The following is a 12,340-nucleotide window of genomic DNA, read 5'->3' as shown; positions in this document are numbered from 1 at the left end:
CCTTTGACGCCTTTGACGAGGCCGTTGGCCTATTCAGGGCGGACGGAGACCTTGTCAAAAGCCCATAAGGCCACACATAGGGCAAGTGGAAATCCGATAACAAGGATTAAGCCAATATTTGCGTTCATAACCATCTCCACGACATAATGAAGCCTGTTTCTACGATGCTCAGCCGTCTTTTGGCAAGGGACAAAACGCCGCTACCAGTCTTAATCGTCCCTAAGCAGACAAGCATATTGTGGCAAAACAAGATCCGGCCCCTGCTCCCATGCGGCAGCTCTATAGGCATCGGCAACTATTTTACCTGTTTCAGTCATGCAATCGTCAATCGTGTCAAACTTAAGATCGGTAGTTATAATTCCCGATGTCATGATGGCTACCGCTACCCACTCCATCTTAATGATCCATTAAAACACAGGCATATTTATTCAACTCAATGTCCTGTGCTTTGGTTTCAGATATTTCTGCTTTTGCATTGCGCGCCATCACAGCAGCTTGGCCTGCCTGTTTGTAACAGTCATCGACATTCCGAAAGGTAATATCCGTCGGCACAATGCCTTGCGTCAGCACCGCAACTAAAAGCCATTTCATCCCCAGACTCCAAAATTTGATTGATAACCTGCGCAAGGATAAAAGCGTTATTAATTGCAAACAAGGGATTCAGAATATCTAAATTAATATTTATGAAATTATTTTTTTAGTCTATTTTTCAGACTAATACGCGCTTCTTGTGATCCATCATGAAAAGTGCCAAACCAACGATCAAGTGGAAAATCGACACTACCATAGTTGCATTCAAAATAGCGATGATGAAGCTGATGATGAAAATGGCCAAGCAAAACGCGTTCTTTATTGGCAATAAACAATGCGTGAAAACCGCTATGTCCAATGATCGCCGACAAACCAAGCATATACATGTGAAAAAAAACATGTATCGGATGCGAAGGAACGAACAGATGGATGAACACCGATGAAAAATAAATTGCATGCTCAACTGGATGCATGGAAATGCCTGACCACGGGCCAACATTTACATTGCGATGGTGTAAGGCGTGAACCCATTTATAAACAGGGCCAACATGCAAAAAACGATGCCCCCAGTAAAAATGAAACGCGATCCATGATCCTGTCAGAAATATAATCAGGCTGAATAAAGCCGGATTATCGTTCCAACCAATATAGTGCGCGTCACCATTATTTAACCGCCACAATATTATGGCCTGATATAGCGTCCAGAAACTGACCCCACTGGCCAATGTCCAGAACATATTGTCATAAACCTGACGACCAAAATTGAAACGCCCACCTCCTTTATGGCCAAAAGAGGTGACATATTTCCGCTTAGTGCCCTGCCCTTTGCGTATATATAGAAACCAGTGCAATCCCCCCGCGACAAGGCCAACAAGCCCTAGATTGATTGCATATAAAGCGACCAGCCATCCAATGTTGGATGTATCACCCTTGGCAGGCATAACAGGCTGAAGCATATAAAATGACATGATAGCCAACAACAGAAAAAAACTGACCTCGGACAATCTCAACCATGTATCGCGGTGATATGCCCAGATTGCCGCCATCTTCCATGGCATTTCAAAAAGCGGATTATTGGTGATCGGCAGATCCGGATGCCAGTTCCATTCCTGACGGTTTGTGCCATTTTTATCAGCAGATATATCTTTGTCGCTGATGGGTTCATGATTGCCAGATGACATGCCCATGCCTCACTGTTCAACATTTGAAAATGTTTCCAGATTATGCGCAATCTGGCAATATCAAATCGCAAACCTTTCCTAATCGTCTGCCTTGCCAATCAGCGCTTCCCACCAACGCTCAAAGATGCCCGGATTATCAAGCCGCACCGTTTGCCCCATAAGCGGTGTCATTACAGATATATTATGGGGCTTTGCACGTTTGGTAATTTCAACTGGCGGGTCGTACCAGTTATGTAGGGATAAGGTGAACATGCCCCAATGCACGGGAACCAGATGCCGTCCCTGAAGATCAAGAAACCCCTGAATGACTTCATCTGGCATATTATGAACAGCTGCCCAGCGCTCATTGTACTGACCGCTATCCATAAACACGATGTCAAATGCTCCATAACGGTCTCCAATGTCTTTGTAATGCACATCATAGCCTGAATCGCCGCTATAATAGACACTCTTGCCACCGCCTTTGACAATCCATGATGCCCACAGGGTTTTCATTGTCGAAACAAGCGCCATACGGCCAGAAAAATGCTGGGCGGGCGTGCAGATAAAAGTCACCCCGTCAAAATCTATTTCGTCCCACCAATCCAACTCGATCAGCTTGTCACTATCGACACCCCATTTGCGCATATGCGCACTCACGCCAAGCGGCGTTATAAAGGTCACATCATCATCCTTTAGCTTGATGATTGTTTCCATATCCAGATGGTCATAATGGTCATGCGAAATCAGCACATAATCTAAATCGGGCAGATCATGAAAGCTGATAACTGGCGGCTGAAAACGTTTAACAAGAAAACTGAATGGTGACGCAGCACCTGAAAATACAGGATCAACCAGAACGATCTTGTTATTAATGGACAGCAGAAACGATGAATGGCCCAACCAGATGAACTTTACCGTACCTGCGCTATCTCCAAAATCTGCCGGCACCCCCGAACGGTCTTCAGGGATTAATTGTGATGGCGATGTTTCATTGGAATTGAAAAAGAAATTATGCCTGAGACGTCCGATGGGATCATCCCAAAAGCTGGTATCATCACCCATTGTCTTCATGATATTTGGACGACGATTGACGAATTTTTGACTAGCCATGTCATAATTAGGCGATGACTGAACTATTTTGAGATGCACATCTTTTGGATTTTGTCCCACCTGATCACACCCCGTGAGTATTGCCAGCACGAATACTGGAAACATGAATCTACGAAACATGACCTTTATATCTATAATTACATTAAGCATCCGTGTCTCACTTTGTTTGCATTCGGTTAACGCCATCCCAGCTTGCCGTATCCCACCCATCCTTCAAAAGACTCTTACATCTCTCGATATATAGACAAACCACCATATCGGCTGGATTATTATCATATATGGCAGTGAACAGTGTCAGCGCCTCATTGATATTCTGAGCTTGATAAAGTGTTACAGCTTCATCAAACCGTGCTTTATCCTTGACCTTCAACGCCCTATTATCATCAGAGTCAGCGTCAAGAACTTCAAAAACCTTAACCGCTTCGGACTTGCCCTTGACCGCAACCTTGTCAATCATCCGCACAGCAAAAATATCAGGCGTTAATTTTAAATAGGTGTCTTCACTGATCAAAACCTTTGCCTGATATAGTTTGGTCAACATTTCGAGACGAGCCGCCAGATTTACCGCGTCACTGATAACGGAACCTTCCATCCTGTCAGCCTCGCCAAGCGTGCCAAACATCATCGAACCAGTATTCACACCAATGCCTATATCAATGCTTTGCGCGCCCTGCGCTTTGGCGTCTTCGTTATAAACAATCAAGTCCTGCTGCATTTTTACGGCGGCGCTCGTGGCATCATCAGCGGCGCGCGTAAATAACGCCATAATTCCATCACCAAGAAATTTATCTATATAGCCGTTATGCCCGCGCACTATTGGTCCCATACGTTTTAGATAGCCATTTACAAAACGAAAATTCTCATCAGGCGTCATACTTTCCGATATGCTGGTAAAAGAACGAATATCGGAAAACAGAATGCTCATTTCAATTTCGACCTGATCACCAAGATGCACATCCAGAATGCTATCTTTCTTTAGATTTAATAACAGTTGTTTGGGAACAAATCGCTGATAGGCAGTTGTGAGCCTGATTTGCTGATCAAGAGCCAAAGCTTTCAGATCATTAAGCTGCTGTGCCACCGCAAAGCCAAAGGTAATGAACATTGACAGAAACAACAAACCACCAAAAGTCGTTGCCACCAGCATGGTGATCCAAGTGAATCCATACAGAAGAAATGCGATGATCGATATAGGCGCCGTAAGCAACGGCAACATAAACGAAACGCACATATATTTTCCCGTTTTGCTACCTTTATGCCAGGAAAAGGCCGAAATACCGACAGACGTAAATAACAGTAAAGCAAATGGCAGGAACAGATATTGTAATTTAACGATGCCAGGGCCAAGCCGGTCAGGGGGATAAGCAACAAGGTCAAATTCTGATGGCCCGGGCCAGGACAGCGAGGTGACAAAATTAATGCCTGCCATAACAATATAAAAAACGATTACCGAAAAATATATTTTATCAAATCTTTTATATCGTGAATCCAGTTCCAGTGACTTTCGGAAAAATTGTAGCAACAAAGCAAATAAACCCGAATTGAGGACAAGGCTGAATTCACTGTTTGATACCCAACGGTCAATACCTAGCAACATGGCATTTGATGATGTCAGACATACAATGATTGTGGCTTGGAACAAGCTAAGTGACAGCCACAGATAATTCCCTTTTGAAACCAGATAGATGAAGAAATAATACAAACCAAAGGCAAAGGCGACCGACATAAAAACAATATTGCTGGCAAAGCGAAATAACTCACGCAATTGCACATCTTGCCATGAACCAACTGTCATGCGATCTAGGCCGTTAACCCGTCCCATAAAGCGATCAAACGGACTGCTAAGGAAGTAACTGTAAAGAACTGTTTCCTCGCCAACTGGCATCAAAACCTTATATTGACCCAAAATGCGGCCATCATCGATCCAGTCACCTGACTCATAAACCCAGTATGGATAACTCTTTGCGCCCTGACGACTGACGGTAAAAATCTTTTTCTCGCGGTTCCAATTATGGTTGATGCCAATCTCTTGGGTATTTGTATTATTGAAAATCCGCACCCGCGCCCAGTAACCGTCCACAAGCGACTGATCACTTTGTAATGATGGCAACCAGGCACCATCTTCAAGATCCGATAGATGAGCCGTATGGTCAAACCCTTCCAGAAATGTCAGATGGTCATGGGGAATTGTGGCTAATTGTCCAGGCTCAACAGAAAAAACCGTCTCTGCGCGCACAACTGTGCTTGCTAGAATGATTATCAGAAAAAATAGATACAGTGTGCATTTGGTTGAAAAACCCAAAAGATCACGTAACTGAAAGGTCATAAAACGTGGCACCAAACAAAAAGACTCAGCTACCATTACAATGCGAGGCGTCTTTGGCAATGTCAATGTAACGTAAACTTGTTCATTTCAGACTTAATCTTCAGCAAAATAAGTCCTTGCGCGCTCGTAATATAACTGCAACAAAATTGTAATATTTTGACGTTTTTAACAGTTCAGATATTACAATGCGCATCATTCCAAAGGCATATTTCCACTATGAAAAACAACCAGATTGACCAATCTAATAGATATATCAATGATTTAAGGCGACTGGATTATACGCATAGCCAGGTTAAACAACGTCGTACAACGCTATTACCTTTTACGATTGCCGCTCTATTTCTGGTGATTGCGGGGATTTATGGAAGCATGAATCTGGACGTAGCACCCGAAGACATAGTGATGTTGGTATCAGCCGCAGTAATTGGCGGTTACATGGCTTTGAATATTGGTGCAAATGATGTTGCGAACAATATGGGGCCTGCTGTCGGTGGCAAGGTTTTGACGGTAGTCGCTGCCGTTATAATTGCCGCCATATGCGAAAGCGCAGGTGCGCTTCTGGCGGGTGGTGATGTCGTTAAAACCGTTGCCAAAGGCATTATCAATCCTGGTGATGGCGTGGCGTTGGATGATTTTCGCAATCTGATGCTCAGCGCGCTTCTTGCTGCGGCTTTATGGATCAATCTTGCCACCTTTTTGAACGCGCCCGTTTCAACGACACATTCCATTGTTGGCGGTGTCATGGGCGCTGGCATTGCGGGGGCTGGATTTGATCTGGTCAATTGGCTCACCATGTCAAAAATTGCTGCCAGTTGGGTTATTTCACCTGTTTTTGGTGGCATGGTCGCCGCCGGGCTTCTCTACCTCATCAAAATGAAGATAATAAACCAAAAAGAACGCAACAAAGCTGCCCGCCGATGGGTTCCTATTTTGATTGGTCTGATGGGCGGTGCTTTTACCGCCTATATGGCTATGAAGGGCTTGAAAAAAATATGGAAACCTACGACTGATGCTATTATTTTCTATTCATTTCTTGCCTTTTTGACAAGCTGGATTATATCGATCCCCTTCATTAAAAAGCAGGCACTCAAAGTCGGAGATCGCAAAAAGGAAATTTACACCCTTTTCAATTTTCCGCTTATCATCGGTGTTGCTCTGCTATGCTTTGCGCATGGGGCGAATGATGTCGCTAATGCTGTTGGCCCGCTAGCTGCGATCGTATCCACATTTACCGACCCTTCGGTTGCCGCAAAGGTTTCTATTCCCTTATGGGTAATGGTGATTGGTGCGGCTGGACTGGCCTTGGGACTGCTTCTTTTCGGTCCCAAATTGATTAATACCGTCGGTGAAAAAATTACCCGTTTAAATGCGCCGCGCGCTTATTGTGTCGCACTTGCATCGGCGGTCACGGTTTTGATTGCAACTGCATTCGGTTTGCCGGTCAGTTCAACGCATATTGCCATTGGGGCTATTTTTGGCATTGGCTTCTTACGTGAATATATGGAAAATCCGGATAAAAAACGCCTGAAACCATCGCATATATTGAACCCGACGGCACAGGATGCGTTCCAGAATGTGCATATTCGTCTTCGCCGAAAATTGGTCAGACGACGCTATGTTGTTTCTATTGGCGCCGCATGGATTATCACAGTGCCTGCGTCAGCTTTGCTTGCAGCTTCGCTTTTTTATGTTTTGCAGTTTCTAATATCCACGGTGCAATAGCATCAAATTGTTTGATAAGCTGCAAATAATCAGCGCGCTCGGTGACCTTATGCGCCTTGTCCAGAAGTGACCAATGTCGCTCGCGCTTTGCATCTTCTGGCCATTTATCGGTCTGTGTGGTTACCAAAAGCGGGTAATAGGTAACAATAACATTTTCGACTTTATGCCCGTTACTTTTTCCGATCACCATGGTCATGGGAAAATCTGTCAATAATTTTCCCCGCACGCCAGCTTCTTCAAACGCTTCACGTTTACATCCCTGCTTATGCGTTTCATTTATCTTAAGGTCACCTTTGGGCAAGATCCAACGTCCACGTTTCTGCGATGTTACAAACATCACCGCCATCCGGTCGCCACTAATATCAAAAGGTATCACACCTATTTTATGGTTCATTGAACAACCATTCTTTAATGCGTCATCCCATCACCAACAGAACAACTAGTTTGAATTCAGACAATATTAAAAGAATTAGTATGGATTAAAAGAACTTAGTATGGTTGATGCATTATTTTTCGGCAATATAAACTGTCTGGTAACAATCAGTTTCCATCAAAGGGTTAAAAAACACCACATCTTCTGCGTACGCGTGATGAAAAACCTTTTCAAGTCGATTTACAAAAGCGTCATCTGCCCCATCATTCGACCATAGGGCAAAAACACCCCCATCCTTTAAATGATTGCTCAGCTTTTCCAGCCCCTCCTCGGCATAAAAACTGGCATGACTATGGCTCAGATGAAAATCAGGCGCATGATCTATATCCAAAAAGATACCGTCAAATTTACGTTGTGGTTGCGTTTTATCAAAACCGTCATCGCTGGCGGCACAGGCAAAAAAATCAGCCTCAATAATCTGACAACGCGGATCATCAGACAAAACAGTACCTATCGGAAGCAGGCCATCCTTATGCCACGAAATAACAGGAGCTAGATATTCGATAATTGTCACTGACCTGACATGATCAAAAGCCAGTGCCGCTTTAGCCGTATAACCAAGCCCCAGTCCCCCAACCAGAATCTCAGGTGCTTTATGTTTCATTCTGGATAGCGGCAGATCGGCAAGCGCAATTTCCGATACGCTGAACATATCCGACATAAGATGCTCGTCATTTAGAATAACCTCGACAACATCCTTATCCAGCTTTAACTGCCGCCGACGCCGAAGCGACAATTCACCAAGCGGCGTCATCTGATAATCCAGCTCTTCAAATAATTTTGACATGGTTATTACCTATTCATCCCACTTGATATCTTGATAGTCAAAATCGTTACTTATCGTTGGTTTGATAATCTGAAAATACGGAGACAGATCAAAGTCACGCGGCGTAAAATGGCTGTAATGCCGTTTTTGCATGACCAGCTGATCGTTATAAAAACGTTTCTTTTCCTGCACACTCAATTCGCGTGGTAAAATCGGATATTTTATCGATTGAAATGATTGCGCTACAAGCGTTGAACAAATGGCTTTTGTCGGGTCGCCACTGCCAAATGCAATTAAGGAACGTCGATAACGCGATGGAACGGGCGGGGTGGCAATCAAATATCGCAACAAATCAATAATATTCTTAGTGTCATATTGATGTCCAATACGCTCGATTGCAAAATTGATTAAGGCGCGCTTATCTTCATCTGTCACCCTCACCGGACGACAGATACGGACATTATAACCATCATATTTCGACAGCGGCACACGGCACACGCCATTGACCAGATCAGCTTCCAGCAAAGCCCCTTGACCATCTTGGTCACCAACAAACAGACACACATGCGACCAGGTTGACTGGGTCAGATATTTAATCGCGGTACTGATCTGACTGTTACCCTCAACAAGTAAAAGATCGCAAGGCTCAAGCGTCGCTGCTAATTGCGCCTGTGACAAAACCGAAAACCGCTCATATCCTGGCTTTGGTTTGCTCAGGTGACGTGCAAGCCTGTCTCCAAAATAGCGTAAAATCGATTGCATATGCCTATTCTTTACCTTGCCTGCTTGTGGCTAGCTCTATTTTATGCGTTTGCCTTTTTGGCCACGTTTAAACTTTTTAATAAAACTATATGAAATCGCAAAGCGCGGGCGCAATCCGCTATCAGGTCGGAATGTGGGATCCGACAATACTGGCTGAAGTGATTGCTTCTGGCTTAATTCACGTTTCACAATATACAATCCGCTGCCAATGATCAAAACAGAGCCGATAACCAGCGATGTGGTCACCTGATCGCCAAATAAGACCAAACCAAAAAAGCCAGCCCATAAAATTTGTGAATATTGCATTGGCGCAATGATAACCGCATTGGCATTCTGGAATGCTGACACAATGAAGAACATCGCCAGAAAACCCAAAATGGCCAAAACCGCAATACTGCCTAGATGAAGCAATGGCATTGGCACATAAACAAAAGGCATAATCAGCCCCATAATCAGAAAATTGCCCAACATAGGGTAAATAAGCATGACAGCCATTTTTTCACGTTGCCCAATTTTGCGGGTGATGAGTGAATTTGTTGCGGCGCCAATGACCCCACCCAAACCGGCTAGATGGCCTAATGAAAAGGAAACATCACCAGGTTGCAGAACCACCAGCACCCCAACAAAGCCAACAAGTATCGATAATCCGCGATGTATGCCAACTCGTTCACCAAGCACTGGAATTGACAAAACAGTTATCAAAATGGGGGTCAAAAACAATAACGCATAGGTCTGCGCAAGGGGTAAAACTGAAAACGCATAAAAAGTGCAAAAGCCAGACATTGAGGTCGCCAGCACCCTGATCCCCATTTGAACTGGATGATGCGGCCACAGACTACCTGTCCTCGGGTTTCTCAGGATATAGAGCGTGACAAGCGGAAATGAAAAAAGAACGGAAAAGAAAAGGATTTGAAACGGCGTATAGAAGCCACCAAGATATTTCACAACAACGTCATGCGTTGAATATAAGCCAAAACCAACAAGTGAAAGCATGACACCGTTAGCGGATGATTCTTTTAATTTAGCCATTTTACAATTTTGACAGCTTTGAGATCATATAGCTAGCTATAACGCGCCATTCGGTGACTAAACATGGCGATCATATAGTCTTGTTTCGTTGTAAATAAATTACAATCATGAATATCTGCCCTATTTCAGGTCATTTGGTTATATCGACCTTGACAGGAGTTCACAAAAGTCGTGAATTTTACATGTAGTCTTTAGCTACTTAGGCGTAAAATTAAAATCATAAAAAACGCCAGCTTATTTATCTAGGGAGGATACTATGAAATTCGTAAAAACTATTATGGCCGCTGCCGCCGCCAGTGCATCATTGGTTTCGGTAGCCGCACAGGCCGAAAAATGGGATATGCCAATGGCATATGCGGCAACCAATTTCCATTCTGAAATGGGTGTTGTGTTTGCTGATAGAGTGCGTGACTACACTGGTGGTGCTGTTGATATTACTGTGCATGCGGGTGGCTCGCTCTTTAAAGGTGGTGAAATCAAGCGCGCTGTTCAGACTGGTCAGGCTCCAATTGGTGAGCGCTTCATGTCAGCACATGCAAACGAAGCGCCGCTTCTGGGCTGGGATAATTTGCCGTTTTTGGCCACCACTTATGAAGAAAATAACAAACTGTGGGTAGCTGCCAAAGACAAAGTCAATGCACAGCTTGATAGCTTGAATCTTGTTGCATTATATACCTGCCCATGGCCTGGTCAGGGTTTCTATTTCAAGAAAGCTGTTAATTCGTCTGCCGATACACAAGGCGTTAAATTCCGTTCATACAACTCAGCTACAGCGACCTTTGCCAAAGAGCTTGGCATGACACCGGTTCAGGTTGAAGCCGCCGAACTATCTCAGGCCTTGGCTACAGGCGTCGCTGAAAGCTTCATTTCTTCTGGATCGACCGGTTATGATCGCAAAGTGTGGGAACATCTGACGCATTACTACAAGGTCAATGCATGGTTGCCGCGTAACTATGTCATCGTCAATAAAGGCGTCTGGAATGGGCTTGATGGCAATACAAAATCCGCCATTCAGAAAGCTGCTGATGAAACAGGTGCCGACTGTTCTGCAAAGTCAGCAGAACTTGCCAACTGGTATTTTGAACAGCTAGAAGCCAACGGCATGAGTGTTGAAGATGCTAGCCCTGCTTTTCTTAAGGAACTAAAAGCTATCGGCGCAAAAATGCAGTCAGATTGGCTTGCTTCAGCAGGTGCAGATGGTCAAGCCATCGTTGACGCCTACAAGTCAATGTAATTGAGGATGAAATGATTATGTCCCCTTGCTCCTAGCTTGGGGACATGAACTTATATTATGACAAACTGGCCCCTATTACTTGGTTTGCCGCTTTGGTTTTGGTTGTTCATACTTCCTGCCATCGCCGCTTTGATCTGTCGTCTTACGCGTTTCCGCATTCAACCCGTGCTTATACCAATATGGCGTTTGCTTGATCGTGTTTATCTTGTCTCGGGCGTTATCGCTGCCATTTTTATGATTATGATACTTCTGGTCATCATTGCCCAGATGAGCGCGCGCTGGCTTAACATTCCGTTTGAAGGCTCGACCGAATTTGCTGGCTACGCAATGGCAGCCACTTCATTCTTTGCCCTTGCGCATGCGCTTAGTCGCGGTGCCCATATCCGGGTATCAATTCTTTTAAACTTGAACCGTTATACCAGACTATGGCTCGATGCTTTTGCCATGCTGATAGCGGCCATAACCGCTACATATTTTGCGCGCTTTGCGGTGAAAACAAACTTCATGTCGGAAATTTTGAATGACCGGACACAAGGTCAAGATCAGATTCCCGAGTGGATTCTGACCCTCCTAAAAATGCCTGGCACATTCCCTTCGGAATGGGCTGCATTATGGGCAAATTCCAGTAGTGAATTAATTTTTACACCTGTCTGGGTTCCTCAGATACCCATGTCCTTAGGCACAATTCTATTGGCCGTCGCTTTATGGGATCATTTGATACGTCTTCTTGTAACAAGTGAAACCGCAATCAAGGGAGAAGTAGTCGAATGACCGAACTATACGCGACTGGTATTTTTCTATTTGTCCTGTTCGCCATGCTTGGCAGTTCAGTCTGGGTTGGTCTAGCGCTTGTCGGTGTCGCCTTTGTGGGAATGGAGCTATTCACCTCACGGCCTGCTGGTGATGCCATGATCACAACAATCTGGACAGGGGCATCTAGCTGGACTTTGACCGCCCTACCCCTCTTCATCTGGATGGGTGAAATACTTTATCGAACACGATTATCCGAGGATATGTTCCGCGGGTTGGCGCCATGGATGCGCTGGTTGCCTGGTGGTTTGTTACATACAAACATTGCCGGATGTACTATTTTTGCAGCTGTGTCTGGATCGTCGGCGGCGACTTTGACAACTGTTGGTAAAATGTCGATCCCTGAATTACGTCAACGCGGCTATCCAGAATATATGATTATCGGCACATTGGCTGGTGCCGCCACTCTAGGGCTAATGATACCCCCATCATTGACGCTGATCGTTTATGGCGT

The 12,340-nt window shown here is 44.6% G+C and carries 13 protein-coding genes; 4 read left to right on the top strand and 9 right to left on the bottom strand.

Annotated features, from left to right (window positions below; genetic code table 11):
- Window positions 1-209: 209 nt before the first annotated feature.
- The 5 genes from ABNT28_RS07395 to ABNT28_RS07375 form a co-directional block, all read right to left on the bottom strand.
- Complete coding sequence (locus tag ABNT28_RS07395; RefSeq protein WP_332925041.1) at window positions 210-395, bottom strand: hypothetical protein; 186 nt, start codon at window positions 393-395, stop codon at window positions 210-212.
- A gap of 1 nt (window position 396) precedes the next feature.
- The gene (locus ABNT28_RS07390) at window positions 397-591 is read right to left on the bottom strand and encodes a hypothetical protein (RefSeq protein ID WP_332925042.1); all 195 of its coding nucleotides are present in this window, start codon (window positions 589-591) and stop codon (window positions 397-399) included.
- Window positions 592-689: 98 nt separating this feature from the next.
- Window positions 690-1,712 carry a sterol desaturase family protein gene (locus ABNT28_RS07385; RefSeq protein ID WP_348721301.1) on the bottom strand — a complete coding sequence of 341 codons (1,023 nt, stop codon included), beginning with the start codon at window positions 1,710-1,712 and terminating at the stop codon, window positions 690-692.
- A gap of 78 nt (window positions 1,713-1,790) precedes the next feature.
- Window positions 1,791-2,864 (bottom strand): MBL fold metallo-hydrolase, encoded by a 1,074-nt coding sequence (locus ABNT28_RS07380; protein ID WP_332925044.1) that lies wholly within the window; start codon window positions 2,862-2,864, stop codon window positions 1,791-1,793.
- A 97-nt stretch (window positions 2,865-2,961) separates the two neighbouring features.
- Window positions 2,962-5,130, bottom strand: a complete 2,169-nt coding sequence (locus tag ABNT28_RS07375; RefSeq protein WP_348721300.1) for an adenylate/guanylate cyclase domain-containing protein — start codon at window positions 5,128-5,130, stop codon at window positions 2,962-2,964.
- Between the two features lie 216 nt (window positions 5,131-5,346).
- Here ABNT28_RS07375 and ABNT28_RS07370 point away from each other — a divergent pair, with 216 nt between their 5' ends.
- Window positions 5,347-6,852, top strand: a complete 1,506-nt coding sequence (locus ABNT28_RS07370) for an inorganic phosphate transporter (protein WP_348721299.1) — start codon at window positions 5,347-5,349, stop codon at window positions 6,850-6,852.
- Here ABNT28_RS07370 and ABNT28_RS07365 read toward each other — a convergent pair.
- From ABNT28_RS07365 to ABNT28_RS07350, 4 genes are all read right to left on the bottom strand, one after another.
- Entirely contained in the window at window positions 6,776-7,246 is a 471-nt protein-coding gene (locus ABNT28_RS07365; protein WP_348721298.1) for an NUDIX domain-containing protein, read from the bottom strand. The two genes, ABNT28_RS07370 and ABNT28_RS07365, sit on opposite strands and share 77 nt — an antisense overlap.
- A 112-nt stretch (window positions 7,247-7,358) precedes the next feature.
- Entirely contained in the window at window positions 7,359-8,072 is a 714-nt protein-coding gene (locus ABNT28_RS07360; protein WP_332924408.1) for a spermidine synthase, read from the bottom strand.
- A gap of 9 nt (window positions 8,073-8,081) precedes the next feature.
- Window positions 8,082-8,813: a YiiX/YebB-like N1pC/P60 family cysteine hydrolase gene (locus tag ABNT28_RS07355; RefSeq protein WP_332924407.1), complete on the bottom strand. Its 732-nt coding sequence runs from the start codon at window positions 8,811-8,813 to the stop codon at window positions 8,082-8,084.
- Window positions 8,814-8,849: 36 nt separating this feature from the next.
- Window positions 8,850-9,842: a DMT family transporter gene (locus tag ABNT28_RS07350; protein WP_332924406.1), complete on the bottom strand. Its 993-nt coding sequence runs from the start codon at window positions 9,840-9,842 to the stop codon at window positions 8,850-8,852.
- 256 nt (window positions 9,843-10,098) lie between these two features.
- On the opposite strand from ABNT28_RS07350, the gene ABNT28_RS07345 reads away from it, so the two are divergent.
- From ABNT28_RS07345 to ABNT28_RS07335, 3 genes are all read left to right on the top strand, one after another.
- Entirely contained in the window at window positions 10,099-11,076 is a 978-nt protein-coding gene (locus ABNT28_RS07345) for a TRAP transporter substrate-binding protein (protein WP_332924405.1), read from the top strand.
- 57 nt (window positions 11,077-11,133) lie between these two features.
- The gene (locus ABNT28_RS07340; protein WP_332924404.1) at window positions 11,134-11,847 is read left to right on the top strand and encodes a TRAP transporter small permease; all 714 of its coding nucleotides are present in this window, start codon (window positions 11,134-11,136) and stop codon (window positions 11,845-11,847) included.
- Window positions 11,844-12,340 (top strand): TRAP transporter large permease subunit (locus ABNT28_RS07335; RefSeq protein WP_332924403.1); only part of this gene is annotated, 497 nt, incomplete at its 3' end. The genes ABNT28_RS07340 and ABNT28_RS07335, both read left to right, overlap by 4 nt.

This window comes from uncultured Candidatus Puniceispirillum sp. (assembly GCF_963979125.1).
GTDB lineage: Bacteria > Pseudomonadota > Alphaproteobacteria > Puniceispirillales > Puniceispirillaceae > Puniceispirillum.
The sequence above is the reverse complement of the archived record's forward strand: the minus strand, read 5'-3'. Positions and strand labels throughout refer to the sequence as shown.